General features: G+C 57.9%; 15 protein-coding genes and 2 pseudogenes. 5 read left to right on the plus strand and 12 right to left on the minus strand.

Translation table 11 applies throughout. The features are described 5' to 3' along the window. Positions 1–79: 79 nt before the first annotated feature. The 4 genes from N8E89_RS21745 to N8E89_RS21760 form a co-directional block, all read right to left on the minus strand. Entirely contained in the window at positions 80–913 is an 834-nt protein-coding gene (locus tag N8E89_RS21745; RefSeq protein ID WP_262263174.1) for a hormone-sensitive lipase, read from the minus strand. Positions 914–940: 27 nt separating this feature from the next. After that, positions 941–1,852, minus strand: coding sequence for an ABC transporter permease (locus N8E89_RS21750; RefSeq protein ID WP_112760044.1), 912 nt, complete (start codon positions 1,850–1,852; stop codon positions 941–943). Positions 1,853–1,856: 4 nt separating this feature from the next. Further along, positions 1,857–2,639 (minus strand): ABC transporter ATP-binding protein, encoded by a 783-nt coding sequence (locus N8E89_RS21755; protein ID WP_262263288.1) that lies wholly within the window; start codon positions 2,637–2,639, stop codon positions 1,857–1,859. Between the two features lie 113 nt (positions 2,640–2,752). After that, entirely contained in the window at positions 2,753–3,727 is a 975-nt protein-coding gene (locus tag N8E89_RS21760) for an ABC transporter substrate-binding protein (protein ID WP_262263175.1), read from the minus strand. A 114-nt stretch (positions 3,728–3,841) separates the two neighbouring features. On the opposite strand from N8E89_RS21760, the gene N8E89_RS21765 reads away from it, so the two are divergent. The 3 genes from N8E89_RS21765 to kynA are packed head-to-tail and all read left to right on the plus strand — an operon-like array spanning position 3,842 to position 6,688. Continuing rightward, the gene (locus N8E89_RS21765) at positions 3,842–4,585 is read left to right on the plus strand and encodes a GntR family transcriptional regulator (protein ID WP_262263176.1); all 744 of its coding nucleotides are present in this window, start codon (positions 3,842–3,844) and stop codon (positions 4,583–4,585) included. A gap of 19 nt (positions 4,586–4,604) precedes the next feature. After that, positions 4,605–5,852, plus strand: a complete 1,248-nt coding sequence (kynU, locus tag N8E89_RS21770; protein ID WP_262263177.1) for a kynureninase — start codon at positions 4,605–4,607, stop codon at positions 5,850–5,852. Then, on the plus strand, positions 5,849–6,688 hold the full coding sequence (gene kynA / locus N8E89_RS21775; protein WP_262263178.1) for a tryptophan 2,3-dioxygenase: 840 nt from the start codon (positions 5,849–5,851) through the stop codon (positions 6,686–6,688). Before kynU ends, kynA begins: the two co-directional genes overlap by 4 nt. Here kynA and N8E89_RS21780 read toward each other — a convergent pair. From N8E89_RS21780 to N8E89_RS21785, 3 genes and pseudogenes are all read right to left on the minus strand, one after another. Then, a complete protein-coding gene (locus tag N8E89_RS21780) occupies positions 6,685–7,362 on the minus strand; it encodes a hypothetical protein (protein ID WP_262263179.1) in 678 nt (225 codons plus the stop codon). The genes kynA and N8E89_RS21780 overlap by 4 nt on opposite strands. 108 nt (positions 7,363–7,470) lie before the next feature. Next, a pseudogene (locus tag N8E89_RS29450) lies at positions 7,471–7,578 on the minus strand (DUF4442 domain-containing protein); the annotation flags it as partial. Continuing rightward, a complete protein-coding gene (locus N8E89_RS21785) occupies positions 7,575–7,778 on the minus strand; it encodes a hotdog fold domain-containing protein (RefSeq protein ID WP_262263180.1) in 204 nt (67 codons plus the stop codon). The gene N8E89_RS21785 and the pseudogene N8E89_RS29450, both read right to left, overlap by 4 nt. A 466-nt stretch (positions 7,779–8,244) precedes the next feature. Here N8E89_RS21785 and N8E89_RS21790 point away from each other — a divergent pair, with 466 nt between their 5' ends. Further along, positions 8,245–8,472 (plus strand): helix-turn-helix domain-containing protein, encoded by a 228-nt coding sequence (locus N8E89_RS21790; protein ID WP_262263181.1) that lies wholly within the window; start codon positions 8,245–8,247, stop codon positions 8,470–8,472. Continuing rightward, positions 8,469–9,725 (plus strand): type II toxin-antitoxin system HipA family toxin, encoded by a 1,257-nt coding sequence (locus tag N8E89_RS21795; protein ID WP_262263182.1) that lies wholly within the window; start codon positions 8,469–8,471, stop codon positions 9,723–9,725. The genes N8E89_RS21790 and N8E89_RS21795 overlap by 4 nt, the downstream gene beginning before the upstream one ends. Before the next feature lie 533 nt (positions 9,726–10,258). On the opposite strand, the pseudogene N8E89_RS21800 reads toward N8E89_RS21795, so the two are convergent. From N8E89_RS21800 to N8E89_RS21820, 5 genes and pseudogenes are all read right to left on the minus strand, one after another. Next, a pseudogene (locus N8E89_RS21800) lies at positions 10,259–10,506 on the minus strand (hypothetical protein). 229 nt (positions 10,507–10,735) lie between these two features. Next, complete coding sequence (locus N8E89_RS21805) at positions 10,736–12,055, minus strand: NAD(P)H-dependent oxidoreductase (RefSeq protein WP_262263183.1); 1,320 nt, start codon at positions 12,053–12,055, stop codon at positions 10,736–10,738. A gap of 55 nt (positions 12,056–12,110) precedes the next feature. After that, positions 12,111–13,118, minus strand: a complete 1,008-nt coding sequence (locus tag N8E89_RS21810; protein ID WP_262263184.1) for an aldose epimerase family protein — start codon at positions 13,116–13,118, stop codon at positions 12,111–12,113. After that, positions 13,025–14,098, minus strand: coding sequence for an ABC transporter permease (locus tag N8E89_RS21815; protein WP_262263185.1), 1,074 nt, complete (start codon positions 14,096–14,098; stop codon positions 13,025–13,027). Before N8E89_RS21815 ends, N8E89_RS21810 begins: the two co-directional genes overlap by 94 nt. Further along, positions 14,095–15,033 carry an ABC transporter permease gene (locus N8E89_RS21820; protein ID WP_262263289.1) on the minus strand — a complete coding sequence of 313 codons (939 nt, stop codon included), beginning with the start codon at positions 15,031–15,033 and terminating at the stop codon, positions 14,095–14,097. The genes N8E89_RS21815 and N8E89_RS21820 overlap by 4 nt, the downstream gene beginning before the upstream one ends. Positions 15,034–15,062 lie beyond the last annotated feature (29 nt).

Genomic DNA, 15,062 nt, shown 5'->3' on the forward strand with positions numbered 1-15,062 from the left:
TTAATGAATCGGTTTCAAAAGGCTGCCAGGGTGAAATCCCAACTCTGGCAGCCTTTTGTTTGCCCCTTAAACTGCGCCACTAAAGGCACAGCAGCCTGCGCGTCAGCGGATGATCGGGCTCGACCAAGCCCTCGATAATATTGGCGTGATTCCTGCCTGGTTCCTCGACCGCATCCACACGGCAATCAAAACCTGACCAGATATTGGCAAGGAGCGCATTTTGCCGCACAAACTCGGGCCGCTCCGCAGCGCCGGCCCACGCGGTCACGTCAATGCCTTCCTGCGGCTCCAGAAGGGCAGGACTCTCCAACCGGGCTTCGACGGCATCAAGGTGCAGCGTTTTGTTCATTTCAGTCCGCATTAACGGACGCAGATCGCAAAGCGGCGATATCGGTACCGTCTTGCGTATGCGTTGCCGGATAGCCTGTGCCAGAGGCGATGTCGACGTCACCATGCGGGCTACGAGATGGCCACCGGCCGAATGACCCGTCAGATGGATCGGTCCGGCAATTTCGCTGGCCGCACGCGTGATGGCGAGGCCGACCTGCACCGTGACATCGCTAACGCGAACTTCGGGACAAAGCACGTATGAAGGCAGGGCGACAGCAAATCCATGGGCAAGCGCACCCTTTGCCAGATGCGACCAGGCCGACTTGTCAAAATCCTCCATCCAGTAGCCGCCGTGGACGAAGACGGCCAGACCGTTCAAATCCCCATGCGGCATAAATAGATCAAGCCGGTTGCGCGCATGCGCACCATAGGCGAGATCGGCTTTCAAAAGACCTTTGCTGTTCATTTCCTCCCGAAATTGCCCAGCAAGGCTCAGCCATTTGGCGGGATATGCATAACCGTCGGCAATATGGGCAAAATTTGAATAAGCGTCGTCCCAGTCGATGGCATCATCCGCGTTCATTGATTGCTCCTCCCTGGCAAGGGAACTCTACTCCCTGACCTTCTCGCGTATCTCTACGCCGCCGCCCGACTTGCGCAAGTTCGGCAAGGCCAGCATCAGCAGAACGAAGGCGCCGGTTGCAAATTTCAGGTCAGCAGGAGCAAGACCGAGTGTCAAACAGAACGAAATCAATTGATAGTAGACCAGTGAGCCGACGACCGGGGCTAGCACCTGGCGCAAAATCGTCTGGCGTCCGGTGATGGCCTCACCGATAATCAAGGCCGCAAGACCATTGATCAGGATACCAAAGCCCATATTGACGTCGGCAAAACCCTGCGTCTGCACCATGATACTGCCACCGGTGGCCGAAAGGGCGCTCGCAGCGCCGACACCAATGATCGTTGCAGTACCGACATTGATCCCCTGTGCCTCCGCCATATCGGGGCTCGCACCCACGGCCCGCATGGACGTGCCCTTTTCCGACATGAAGAAATACAGCATCGCTGCAACCACGATGGCGATCAGCAGCCCGACGATGAGAATCTTGACCCAGGGAAAATTCGCGGACGCACCCGCCACAATGGTGAAGACCGTGTCATAGGTGAAGAGTGGAATATTGGTGCGGCCCATGATGCGCAAATTGATGCTGTAAAGCATCGTCATCACCAGGATACCTGCCAGCAGCGTGTTTATCTTGAAGCGCAAATGGATAAAAGCTGTTGTGCACCCTGCTGCAAAACCACACACAAGCGCAACGAAACAGGCCAGAAACGGATTAACCCCGGCAGCGATCAATGTGCCGCAGACGCAGCCGCCGAGCGGAAAGGCGCCTTCGGAGGTCAGATCGGGGAAATTGAGGATGCGGAACGGCAGCATGACGCCAAGAACCACAAAGGAGACGATCAGGCTCTGGGCGATGGTGACGGGAATCAAGCCGTAGAAACTATTGAAAACGTCCATGGTCTCAGCTCCCCTGCAGTGCGATGGCGTCGGATTTGGTGTGGAAGCGGTCAATAAGATCCGAAACGGTGATACCGCGTTTCTCCTCCTGACCGATCTCAACCAGTACCTTGCCCGCATCCATCATAACGATCTTGTTGCCGTATTTGATCGCATGTTCCATGTTGTGGGTGACCATCAGCGTCGTCAGCTGCAATTCTTCCACCGCGCGCACCGTCGTATCCATGACAAGCCTGGCCGTGCGGGGATCGAGCGCTGCCGTGTGCTCGTCAAGCAGCAGAAGCTTGGGCCGCGTTGATACGGCCATGACCAGCGACAGCGACTGGCGCTGCCCGCCCGAAAGAAGTCCAACGGGCATATCCAACCGCTTTTCAAGCCCAAGATTGAGTTCGGCGAGCTGCTTGCTGTATTTGGCCCGCCGCGCCGCGGTAAGACCATAGGAAAACCCTCGCGGTTTTCCCCGCAGTTCAGCCAGGAGCATGTTTTCGCCGATGGTCATGGTTGGCGCCGTGCCGATCATCGGGTCCTGGAAAACGCGGGCAATGAACTGGGCACGGCGATGCGCATTGAGTTTGGTGACATCCTGGCCATCGATGCAGATACGGCCCGAGTCGAGCGGCATCTTGCCGGAAACTGCATTGAGAAAACTCGACTTGCCCGCGCCATTGCTGCCGATCACGACACAGAAATCCGCTGGTTTCAGCGTGATATTGAGGCCGTCGAGTGCCCGGCGCTCGTCCTGCGTGCCCCGGTAAAATATCTTGGTGCCGCCCTTAACGGAAAGCATGTCGGTTGTCATGTGTAAGCCCTCAAAACCAAGGCAAAGCGCCGCCCTATGGCAATAGATCCTGCGCCACGGATGGCGCAGGAACTATATGTTTGTGTCCTAAAGGAGAAGGCTTATTTGACGAAGCACTCACAATCTTTGAAGCTATCGGGCACTTTCTGGCCGGTTTTCGCCAGAACGGCCTCATTGATCAGCGCCGTATGGTCTTCATATGTCGGCTTGATCGGGGCGAGGCTGGCTGGCGACTTGCCGGCGATGATCTCTGATGCCAGCTTGGCGGCATTCTGGCCGACCTTTGTGTAAGAGACTTCGAATGCAGCGGCAACGAGACCATCGCGTACGGCCTGGGCCGAGGCATTGACGATCGGAATATTGACGCTGAGCGCCGCAGCCGCGACAGCCGGAACCGCCGGTTGGACCAGGTTCGAACCCGGCACATAGATCACATCGGCCTTGCCGGCGAGCGAGCTGACACGGATGGGAATGTCGTTGGTGTTGTCGAGGCCGACTTCAACCAGCTCCATGCCCTCGGCCGCCGCCGCATCCTTGATCAGCTTCAACACGGCAACGTCATTGTCCTCGCCGGGATTATAGAGATAGGCAAGGCGCTTTGCGTCCGGCAGCAACTTGCGGACGAACTTGACCACCGAGCTGACATCCTGAAGATCGGACGCACCGGTCATGCCGGCATCGCCCGCTTCCCATGACGGCGTCAGCTTGGCCGCGACCGGATCGGTGACGGCCGCAAAGACCACCGGCGTGCCGGAATTGCCGACGATTTGCCGCGCGCCCTGCGCAACCGGGGTTGTCACGGCAAGAATGAGCTTCGGGCTGGTGGAAACAAGCTTGGTGACCATTTGCGGGATAAGCGTTGCGTCAAAATTGACCTGCAATTCGTCATATACTGCGTCCGCTACGCCAAGCTTGGCAAGTTCAGCCTTGAATGCGGTAACGGTTTCGTCCAGCTGCGGATGCTTGCCAAACTGGGCAATGCCGATCTTGGTTTCGGCAAAGGCAGCTCCAAGGCCAAGGCCCAAGCCGAGCGCTGCCGCGAGCGCTGTACGCGCCACAAGATTTGCGCCGATCATCGATTGTTCTCCCTTATTTGTGTCTTGCTTCTCCCAGAGCGAGATGAGGCTTGAAAATAATATAACAAACGTGAAATGATATACAATACAAAACGGCGAAGCCGAAGGGAAACAATGGCCGAAAGCGTCAAATCGGACAGCCTCTATGCGGCGCTGCGATCGCGCATCCTCAATGGGGGATTGCGGCCGGGCCAATCCTTGCGCCTGCGAGCGCTCGCGCAAGAGCTTGGCAGCAGCGCAACCCCGGTGCGGGAAGCATTGAACCGACTTCACGCCGAAAACTTTGTCACGACCGAAGCAAACAAAGGGTTTCGCGTTGCGACCATGACGCTGGAAGAGCTGGAGGATCTGGAATCGGCGCGATCAGCGATCGAAACGCAGTTGCTGCTGCGTTCCATCGAGAAGGGCGGGCGTGACTGGGAGGCCAGCCTGGTAAGTGCCCATTATCGCTTGTCGAAATGCCAGGTCCCCAATTCGTTTTCACAATCAGCGGCCATTGATATGTGGGATGCGGCCCACAGCGAATTTCACTTTGCGCTGATTGCCGGCGCGTCTTCGATATGGATGATGAATTTTGCCCAACAGGTCAATGCGCAGCTGCAGCGCTATCGGCGATACATCATCTTGCGCATCGACCATCTCAACCGTGCTGCCGAAGAAAAAGGCGATGATGCACTCGGCGTTCTGTCGCGCGAAGCGCTCGGCATCGATGCGCATACGGCGCTGATGCAGGCGGCACTCGATCGCGACAAGGTCAGGGCGGAAGCCTTGATGCTCGATCACGTGGGTCTTGCCAAGGAAGCCTTTCTTAAACTTGCCAAGGCCAGTGGCATTGCCGGTATCGATGCGGCCGCCTGATTTATGAAAAAGGGACGACATGGACAGAACCATTGCAAAGATCGATGTCAGACAAGCCGACCAGACCGATCCGCTGCGCGCCTTCCGCGACAGGTTTGAGCTGCCGGAGGGTGTGATCTATCTCGACGGCAACTCGCTGGGCGCTTTGCCAAAAACCGTCAAGCAGCGGGTGGCAAGGACGATCAGCCAAGAATGGGGCGAACAGTTGATCCGCAGCTGGAATACGGCTGACTGGGTGCATCTGCCGCAGCGGGTCGGCAACAAGATTGCGCGTCTCATCGGGGCGCAAGAGGCAACAGTGGTTGCAGCCGACAGTACCTCGATCAATCTGTTCAAGGTCTTGTCCGCCGCACTTCAACTCAATCCCGGCCGCAGCAAGATCATCTCTGAACGCGACAACTTTCCCACTGACCTCTACATTGCTGAAGGCGTGGCAAAGCAAATTGGCAAGGACCACCAACTGGTTCTGGCGGACACGGCCGCTGATATTTGTGCCATGCTTGATGAAGATGTGGCGGTGTTAATGCTCACGCACGTCAACTACCGCACCGGCTACCGTCATGACATGACGGCACTGACAAAGGCTGCGCATGACAGGGGCATCCTGGTCATTTGGGATCTATGTCATACGGCCGGCGCCATGCAGGTCGATCTTGCCGGCGCCAACGCCGATTTCGCCATTGGCTGCGGTTATAAATATCTCAATGGCGGGCCAGGCGCGCCGGCCTTCCTTTATGTCAATCCGCGCCATCAGGGCGGGTTCCGCCAACCACTCTCCGGCTGGTTCGGCCATCGCGCACCGTTTGATTTTGATCCGTCCTACGCCCCATCAGGCAGCGTCGAACAATACCTGTGCGGTACGCCGCCAGTCCTTGGGATGGTTGCGATGGATGAGGCAATGTCAGTGTGGGATGATGTCGATATGACCGCAGTGCGCGCGAAATCCGTCGCGCTTTGCGATTGCTTCATTCAAAACGTCGGTGAGTTCGCTGATCAATTCAACCTGACGTTGGTGACACCGCGCGATGCGGACCGGCGCGGCAGCCAGGTTTCCTATTCATGTGATAATGGCTATGCCATCATGCAGGCACTTATTGCCCGCGGTGTCATTGGTGATTTCCGTGCGCCCGATATTATTCGCTTCGGCATGACGCCGCTCTATTTGAGCTTTGCCGAGGTGGAGGGGGCCGCTGCGATCCTGAAGGATATCCTGGCCACGCGCGCCTGGGATGCAGCCGAATATCAGGTGAGGGGAGCCGTCACATGACCCGTACACCCTATGATCCGCAAGGCGAAGGTGCGCAGATGTCGTTCGAAGGACGCATGTCCTATGGTGACTATCTGCGCCTCGACAAGATCCTCACGGCGCAATTGCCACTTTCCAATGCCCATGATGAAATGCTGTTCATCGTGCAGCATCAAGCTTCGGAAATCTGGATGCGACTGGTCATTCATGAGCTCACATCGGTTTGCCAGCATATTGCCCGAGATGATCTGGCACCGTCCTTCAAGATGCTGGCGCGCGTTTCACGTATTCTCGACCAGTTGAACTCGGCATGGGATGTGTTGCGCACCATGACGCCAAGCGAGTACACAACTTTTCGCCAAGCGCTCGGCATGTCGTCGGGGTTTCAGTCATTCCAGTACCGGGCGATAGAATTCCTCGCCGGCAACAAGAATGCGGCGATGATGCGACCCCACGAACACAAGCCGGATATCCATGCCTGGCTCAAGGCGTTCCTCCAGGCACCAAGCATTTACGATCAGTCGATCCGGCTTTTGGCGCGCAAGGGCTTTGTAATCGACAAATCAGTGCTGGAGCGCGACTGCTCACTCCCCTACCAGCCCAATGACAGCGTCCGCGATGCGTGGCTGGAGATCTATCGCGATCCGCAAGCGCATTGGCCACTGTATGAACTTGCTGAAAAGCTGGTGGATTTTGAGGATTATTTCCGGCGCTGGCGTTTCAACCATGTCACGACGGTCGAGCGGATTATCGGATTCAAGACCGGCACGGGCGGAACATCCGGCGTCAATTATTTGCGAAAAATGCTCGAAGTGGTGCTGTTTCCGGAATTGTGGAGCATGCGGACGGAGCTTTAGGCCGCGCGTTTGTCGATTGCAACGCAGTCCATGGCGGATTTGGCATGAATTTGATTGCTGTGGGCGAAACCATGTTTGGCGATTGCCGCCAGATCATCATCCGGCTTGATCGGACGTGACCACCAGTTATCGTTGAGCGTCCAGCCCTGGGCCGTCGCGCTTTCGACCTCGGAACTGTCGGGCCTAAGCACGCAGGATTCGTGCACGATGCGGGCATTGGGTGATCGCTTGCTCATCATCTGACGCCCGCGCGCAAGTGCACTTGCCTCATCTTCGGCAATGACCAGCTGATGGAACAGATGACGTGTCTGTTTATACTTAGTCAGATAAGCGAACTTGACCTGATAGGCTGGCATAGATGCTCCTGGGATCCAAGAATCAGTCGTTAACCATTTATTAACATTGTTGGCGAACCGGCCTTTTTCAAGGCGGTCATAAAACGCTTCTGGCCCAGAGATTTCCCAGGTATCCACAAATGCGGATTGTCTGCGCTTCAGTCTTGAACATACAACGATGGCAAGTTCCCGGTCTTGATAGGAACCAGAGAAACAGGCAAGTGTTTCATAAAGCCTTGCCCGGTCCGATCGTGCCACGTCGGTCAATCGCAATTCATTGCACTTCAAGTTCGATGCTCCTTCAATAGCGCTTTTTGCCGAAGCGCGCGCATCAATCACCTCGTCACGCAGATCAGCGTTTGCTGGTCGACGGCCACCTGAACGCGCGATCGCGAACACCGTGAGCATCCGTCCCGATTTGATGACGCGGCCGATGGCATAGACGTATTCGCATCGGGCCGGATTGATCAGGTTCAGCATGTATTCGACGGTGAGGACCGAGCTGTCGTCCGGAAACAGCGTGAGGCCTGCGCAACCGCCCGCAGTGTCCGCTATATGGCTGACAAGCCCCCTGCATGGAAGGACCTATCCTGCTGCGACACCTCGGGACGATACGGCATGCGAACAGCGACGAGGTACTGACGGATTTCGACAAGGGACGCTCCGAGATCGGTCATCAGCCCCTGACGTGCGAAACTCTCTCGTACGCGCTGTTCGACACGCTCGTTCAGAACGCTGTGTTTTTCCTCAATCATGAACATTCTCCTCGTTGCCTTCTGTTACCGCCACTTGGCTAATCTGCCATCAGCCGCAAAACGACAACAGCATAATCCAGGCGATCTCGAGTTTCGGGATTTCCCATGCCACCGCCACGGAGGCGTCATCCGTTATGCCTCCGCAGCCTGTCGAAGGATCGGGCGATCATTGAGCGCCATTGAACCAGCGTCGCCATCAAGCCCAAGGCAATTCGCTATTACCCAACAGCCCTCGTACGAACCCGTCGCCTAGAAGACATAGCCACCCACACGCCCAGGAACGCTGAGGAAGAGGAATCCGAACAGGGTGCCTATATAGCGAACCCGAAAATCTGGGCGAGACAGTCATCCCGAAAGGGATTATTGAGGGGCTTCATTTACGATTAACCAAAAAATCATCCCGAGCGGTTCTTTTTGTAGATTTTTGCTTTCGGCATTGCTATGATCGTCCCGATAGGGATGATTTATGCAAACGATCATAGATAGTAAGAGCTTTGGACTTCTGATCCGTGCGGAGCGCAAGGCACAGAACCTGACACAGGAGCAGCTCGCAGGGTTGACCGGGGTTGGGGTGCGTTTCCTGCGCGAGCTTGAAGCCGGGAAGGACAGTTGCCAGATCGGCCGCGCCCTACAGGTGGCGGCGACCTTAGGGCTGCGTGTTTCCGTCGGCAGTCGTCGGGAGAGCGCGTCATGACGCATATGCTGGATGTCTATTACAGGCAAGAGAAGGCAGGCGCGCTCAGCCAGGAAGATGATGGCGCGCTCAGCTTCGCTTACGATGCTGGTTATCTGGGAGGAAGCGAGCCCAGCGCCATCTCCTCTTCCATGCCGTTGCAGGAGGCGGCTTATGGAGACAGGATCGTTCGCCCATTCTTTTCCGGCCTTCTGCCAGATGAAGGGGCGCGGCAGCGCCTTGCGGGCGCGCTCGGGATTTCATCAGGCAATGCCTTTGGCCTTCTAGAGGTCATAGGCGGGGAATGCGCGGGAGCATTATCGCTCTATCCCGCAGGTGAGGCGCCGCCATCATCGGATGACGATGGCGTTGAAGTTCTGAGCCGGGAGCGGCTAGAGGAAATCCTTGGCAAACTGCGTGAGCGCCCTCTGTTGGGAGGTGAGGAAGGGGTACGCCTGTCCCTTGCCGGTGCGCAGGACAAGCTTGCTGTCTGTGCTGAGGGAGAGAATATCGGGCTTGCCAAGGGCGGCCGTCCGACGACCCATATCTTAAAGCCCTTCATTCAGGCCCTCGATGGTACGGTCGAGAACGAACTGTTCTGCCTGCGCCTCGCGGCGCGGCTGGGGCTTCCCGTGCCCAACGTGGAAATGAGGCACGGCGCGACTCCGTTCCTGTTGGTCGAGCGCTATGACCGCGCGCGGCATGAAGATGGGACGATCACGCGCCTCCACCAGGAGGATTTCTGTCAGGCCTTGAGCGTGCCGCCGGAGCTGAAATATGAGGCAGAAGGCGGGCCGGGAACAGAAGCGTCGCTGGCGCTGATTGGGCGTGCCACCGCGCATCCCGCAGCCGACCGTCTCGGGTTCATCCGCATGCTCATTCTGCATTACCTTGTCGGAAATGCGGATGCCCACGGTAAGAACTACGCGTTGCTTTACAGCGGCGGGATTCCTGATCTGGCGCCGCTCTACGATGTCCTTTGCACGGCCGCTTACCCAAGGCTGGACAAAAAGCTCGCCATGGCCATTGGCGGGCGCGCCGTCCCCGACACGATACAGCTACAGCAATGGCTCACCCTTGTGCCAGATACGCGCGGGGCGCAGCGTCTCCTGGTCAAGGCCATCGCCGAACTCGCAGGGCGCATCGGCGGTCAAGCCGACGAGCTTCTCGCGGAGTTTGCCGAGGGCGGCATCACCCATGAAATCCTCAAAGTCATTCGCGGCGTCATAGGGACGCGCGCCGAACATTTGCTGCGCATTATCGAAAAGGCGTGAAAATTATTCTTGGTCTCGCCGGGCGGCTTGAGCCGTTGACACCGGGGCGGGCAATATTCCTGTGTGCATGTGAGCATCATGCAGTGCCTGGCACCTTAGAATCTGCTGCTGAAAAGAATCCAGCGCCAGTTTACTGGAATGCTGATGAAATCCCGGAAACCAATCATCTGAGGTGTGCCATGCAAGACACGGATCTCGTTTGCGCGGATGCCAGCACTGGATTTAACGGCTGATCAGACGCGCCTTGAGGAACTGAAGATATTTGAGGAGGAACGCGAAGTTGCGTTCAAGGCAGAAATCTCTTATCCGTGACAATGGCGCTGTATGCAGGTGCGCCCGTCCGCACGGTCGTCCGCGCAAGCTGGACGGAGTCGGGACGTTCATTACGCTGAACCGGCATTCGGGCTACTTTGAAATCGCCGGACACGTTGTGCACCGGATTGCCACGGCTTTTCACGGGCCCGGGCAGGGAACCGAGCAGCCACGTGGGCGGCTGTTTGACTCTAATCAATGCGGCCAAGTCTCTTGGTATTTCAAATAGTTGATTTAGTTGGAAACATGTCTTCTCCGTAGTGATGGAGGCGAGTGTGATGTCGTCGGCATCGCCAACGGACTTGCAGTGGCTCCTCGTATCGATCGTGATGTGCGTCGACGCCCTCGATGCCGCAGGCGTGTCTTTCCAACTGTCCAGCTTTCAGCGCTCTTTGCACCGCCAAATGGGCATCATATTTTGTTGGTTCGCGCGACGCCAATCTGCCTGCCTTGTGTCGCTCTCAATCATTGTATTGGGATCCCTGTCACGTGCTTCGAGTTTGGTAACCGTGGTGGCCTGGAGTTCGATTCCCTTCAAGGAGAAGGAGCTGCACAGATAAATTTGCGCCCTGGTGAAATTGTGGTTTTGGGTAAATGTTGTTTTTGAATCGAAATATGATCTCGTTACGAGACCGAAACATATTGCCGTCCTGTTCTTGCGATCAGGACGGCCATAATGACTTTTGTTGACCCGCCGGTCACGCGCCGTAGACGAGCTTGTCCTGGCGGGCCCTGAGTTCGACGATCTTGGAGCCCGCGGCCGGGACGGCATTGGCGCTGGTGATGAGCGCACCCTTGGCGATCGGGGCGGTGACGCTGCCGCCCTGCAACAGGCCGCAGGGGATGGCGCCGGCGCTGCGGGCTTCCCCCGCCGTCATGATAAAGGCGCGGTAGCAATATTCGCCGATCGCATCGAGGGTATCGCCGGGTTTCAGATCCTTCTTGGCCACCGCGCAGACCTCGGCAACCGGCCTCGCCAGCGGCACCATGTCGGCCTTGCCGTAGAGCACGACGCGGGCGCAGGTCAGCGGTACTTCCAGCGAGGTCAGATGATAGGGGCGGTGGAAGGTGAAATACGGGCCCTTGCCCATCTTCAGATCTTCCATGCGCTCCGAAATGCGCGGATGCGACATGTCGGCAATGACGAAGACGCCAGGCGCCACGCCCTTGCCGATCGAATAGTCGACAACGCCGGCCTTCGACAGCACGCCGCCATCCTTTTCCGGCACCAGCACCTTCGACAGTTGCTCCAGCGTTGCCGCCGGGCCATGCATGCCCGGCCGGTCCGGCACCAGCCCGGTGGCATTGGCGATCGCCGCCATCTCCACCATGGTCTTCGAGCCGTCGACGAACTCGACCAGCATGCGCACATTCATGTGACGGCGGGCGGCCTCCTCCTCGTAATCGTCGGGAATGGCATCGATGTTGAGCGGGTTGTTCTTGCCCTTGCCGGCGGCGACGATTGGATGGCCCATGGCCGAGACGAACTCGATCAGCTCCATGCAGGACGAGGGTTCATCGCCCGCTCCCAGCGAATAGGTGACGCCGAGCCGGTCGGCCTCGCTCTTCAAATAGGCGCCGATGGTCACGTCCGCCTCGACATTCATCATCACCAGATGCTTGCCGTTCTCCATGGCCTTCAAGCCGATCTCCGCCCCGACCGCCGGCACGCCGGTCGCATCGATGACCACGTCGATCAGTCCGTTCTCGAGGATGAGATTGGCATCATTGGTGACCGCGATCTTGCCCGCCTCCATCGCCGCGGACAGCGCCGCGGCAGTGGCGACTTCGCGCGAATGGCCTTCTTGCCTGTAAGCGATGTCGACCGCCTTCAGCGCACCCTGCAGGTTCAGTTCGGAAATCGCCCCGATCTCGATGCCGGGCATGTGCGCCACCCGGGTGACAATGTCGGTGCCCATCTCGCCCGAACCGATCAGGCCGATGCGGATCGGACGGCCCGTCTCCGCCCGCGCCTGCATGTCCCGCGCCAATCCCGTCAATGCAACATTCGTAGCCATAATGCCCTCCAGTCCGTTTCAGAGCGGCATAGGACGGGAAAGTGTCATTGGCAAGTTAGACGTTGTGGAAACGGAATTCCGTGCGCTGGTGATAGGTCCGGCCGGGGCGCAAGACCGTGGTTGGAAAGTGTGGCTGATTGGGACTATCGGGGAAATGCTGGGCTTCGAGACACAGACCGGCATGCGGACCATAGCGCCGCCCGCCAAGGCCGGTGAGGGGAGGGATCATCGCTCCGTCATAGAATTGCAGGCCAGGCTCGTTGGTATGAACGTGCAGGGCAAGACCATTGCCAGCCACAAGCGAGGCAGCGAAACGCATACCGTCGCTGATCGGTTCACTGAGGACGAAATTGTGATCATAAGGCGTTGAACCATGGGTCCCGATCCGTCGCGGCAGGCGGAAATCATAGTCAGTGGTATCAACGGCCGCGACTTCGCCCGTTGGAATGAGATTGTCGCCGACCGGTGTATAGGCATCGGCGAGAATCCGCAGCCGATGGTTGCGAATATCGCTCGCACCATCGAGATTGAAATAGCTGTGCTGGGCGAAATTGACGACCGTGGCTGCATCGCTCACCGCGTGGATGTCAACGGCGAGCGTGGTGTCACCGACAAACCCATAGGTGCAGCGAATATCCATGTTGCCTGGAAAACCCTGATCGCCATCGGGCAAATGCAGGGCAAGGGTAACCGAAGACCGGCTCCATGTCGTCATGGTCCAGCGACGTTGCGAAACGCCGCTGCTGCCGCCGTGCAAGGTTTGGACGTTCTCGTTTTGATCGAGTTGAATATCGTTCCCGTCGAGGACAAAACGTCCATTGGCGATCCTGTTGGCATAGCGGCCAACAAGAGCGCCGAAATAGGGCGACCGGCTCGGGTAGGGATCAAACGTCTCGAAACCCAGCACAACGCCCTGAAGGCTTCCATCCCTTAACGGAACCTGCAAATCCCTGACGACGGCGCCCCAGTTTAAAATCTTGGCAACCGCGCCGGCAGGCGATTGGATCGTCGCCTCATAGACCGGCTGTGCATCAAAAGTACCGAAGATTGGCAGCGGGCCCAAATCAGTAATCCCTGGCCGCGACAGCTGCCGCGCGAGGAGAATTTCGCCTGCAGGATCACAACGACGAGCAGAAACAGCCCGCGAATGACCGATTGCCAATAGGCAGAGAGCGAAATCCAGCCCTTGCCGTTTTCGAAATTCAGCACATTGAAGAGGATGCCGAGAAGCAGCACGCCCGCAAGTGTCGCGCCGACCGAACCAACACCCCCCGTCAGCAGTGTCCCACCAACGACGACCGCCGCGATTGCGAAGAGTTCCCAGCCAACGCCCTCGATCGGTTGCCCGGCGCCGAACTGTGACGCGAGGATGACACCGGCCAGTCCGGCCAATCCACCGCTGGCAAGATAGACCAGAAACTTTATGCGATCGGCGGGCAGGCCCATGAGGCGCGTCGCATCTTCATTGCCGCCGACGGCAAGCACACCGCGGCCGGTGCTGGTGAAGTTGAGGATCAGCCAGCCGATGACATAAGCGACAATTGCGATCCACGCGGGAATGGGAAAGCCGAGAAAATTATCCTGCCCGATCGAAGTAAAGCCGCTTTCATAGGAGACTGAAACCGACTGATTGTCGGCCAGCAAAAGCGCCGTGCCGCTTGCTGCCAGCATCATCGCCAAGGTGGCGACGAAGGGCATGATCTTCAGGCGCGTCACCAGAATCGCGTTGATAAAGCCGACGCACAGACCGGCGCCCATGCCTGCGCCAAGGCCGATCCATGCCCCTTGCGGGCTGGCCAGCGCCGCAACGACGCTGCCAAGGGCTGCAGTGGAGCCAACCGACAGGTCGATGCCGCCAGTCATGATGACAAAGCACATGCCAAGTGCCACCAGGGCGAACATGGCGTTGTAACGCAGCACGCTGGAAATGTTGAAAAAGCCGAGGAAATAATCGTAGCGCGCCCAGCCAAACAGGATCAGCAACAGCAAGGCCAGAACAACGCCATAACTGCCGAGCAGGGAAATCAATCTTGCCCTTGTCATGCGCGTCGACCCTGTTGCTGGATCCAGACGGCGAGCACGATGATCCCCGCCTTGACCACCAGTGCCGCCGCATCGGGAACGCCGTTGGCAAGCAAGGTATAACGCACAAGCTGGATCGTCATTGCACCCAAAAGGGTGCCAATGATGGTTGCCTTACCGCCACTGAGAAGTGTCCCGCCAACGGCAACAGCAGCGATGGCGTCGAGCTCCATGCCCATGCCAACCAGGTTGGCATCGCTGGAGGAATTGATAGCGATGACGATCAGACCCGCGATACCCGCGCACAGACCACTGATTGCATAGACCACAAGTTTCACCTTGGAAACGGCGATGCCGGAGAGCGCCGCTGCGCGCTCATTGCCACCGATTGCTATTATCTGGCGACCGAAAACGGTGCGTTTCAGTACCCAGGCAGCGGCAATGACCAGCAGGGCCATGAGGACAACCTGCACGGGAATGCCGAGGATGCGGCCAAGGCCGATCCACTGGAATTGCGGAAGGCGGAATGTCTGAAGATTGCCATTGGTCATGACCTGGGCAATGCCGCGCCCGGCGATGAACAACACCAGCGTAGCGACGATCGGCTGGATGCGGAATCTGGCGATCAGCCAGCCATTGAACAGGCCAAAAAGGCCGGCAACGCCAATTGATATGATCATGGCCGCCGTGACGGCCAGGTAGATATTCTCGATCGGAACGATCTTGCCGAGGAAAATCATGGGCGCGAGGGCACCTGAAATCGCCATCAACGAGCCGACGGAAAGATCAATGCCACCTGTGGCGATCACCAGCGTCATACCGACGGCAACGATAACGATGGTACAGACCTGTGTGAGATTGACATTCAAAGTCTGCGTCGTGGCGAAGTTGCGCGTGAAGACGAGATTAAACAGGATCAGCAGGACGAGTGCGATCAATGTGCCGTAGCGCGCCATGAAGTCAAACGGATCGAAAGGTCGCGACA

The organism is Phyllobacterium sp. A18/5-2, assembly GCF_025452215.1.
Classification (GTDB): Bacteria; Pseudomonadota; Alphaproteobacteria; order Rhizobiales; family Rhizobiaceae; genus Phyllobacterium; species Phyllobacterium sophorae.

What these genes read in the sequence shown, in the direction of transcription:
- N8E89_RS21815 (WP_262263185.1), bottom strand. Translation starts at nt 14,098, where the DNA reads ATGACAAGGGCAAGATTGATTTCCCTGCTCGGCAGTTATGGCGTTGTT.
- N8E89_RS21750 (WP_112760044.1), bottom strand. Translation starts at nt 1,852, where the DNA reads ATGGACGTTTTCAATAGTTTCTACGGCTTGATTCCCGTCACCATCGCC.
- N8E89_RS21790 (WP_262263181.1), top strand. Translation starts at nt 8,245, where the DNA reads ATGCAAACGATCATAGATAGTAAGAGCTTTGGACTTCTGATCCGTGCG.
- N8E89_RS21765 (WP_262263176.1), top strand. Translation starts at nt 3,842, where the DNA reads ATGGCCGAAAGCGTCAAATCGGACAGCCTCTATGCGGCGCTGCGATCG.
- N8E89_RS21795 (WP_262263182.1), top strand. Translation starts at nt 8,469, where the DNA reads ATGACGCATATGCTGGATGTCTATTACAGGCAAGAGAAGGCAGGCGCG.
- N8E89_RS21785 (WP_262263180.1), bottom strand. Translation starts at nt 7,778, where the DNA reads ATGATTGAGGAAAAACACAGCGTTCTGAACGAGCGTGTCGAACAGCGC.
- kynU (WP_262263177.1), top strand. Translation starts at nt 4,605, where the DNA reads ATGGACAGAACCATTGCAAAGATCGATGTCAGACAAGCCGACCAGACC.
- N8E89_RS21820 (WP_262263289.1), bottom strand. Translation starts at nt 15,033, where the DNA reads ATGGCGCGCTACGGCACATTGATCGCACTCGTCCTGCTGATCCTGTTT.
- N8E89_RS21755 (WP_262263288.1), bottom strand. Translation starts at nt 2,639, where the DNA reads ATGCTTTCCGTTAAGGGCGGCACCAAGATATTTTACCGGGGCACGCAG.
- N8E89_RS21745 (WP_262263174.1), bottom strand. Translation starts at nt 913, where the DNA reads ATGAACGCGGATGATGCCATCGACTGGGACGACGCTTATTCAAATTTT.
- kynA (WP_262263178.1), top strand. Translation starts at nt 5,849, where the DNA reads ATGACCCGTACACCCTATGATCCGCAAGGCGAAGGTGCGCAGATGTCG.
- N8E89_RS21760 (WP_262263175.1), bottom strand. Translation starts at nt 3,727, where the DNA reads ATGATCGGCGCAAATCTTGTGGCGCGTACAGCGCTCGCGGCAGCGCTC.
- N8E89_RS21805 (WP_262263183.1), bottom strand. Translation starts at nt 12,055, where the DNA reads ATGGCTACGAATGTTGCATTGACGGGATTGGCGCGGGACATGCAGGCG.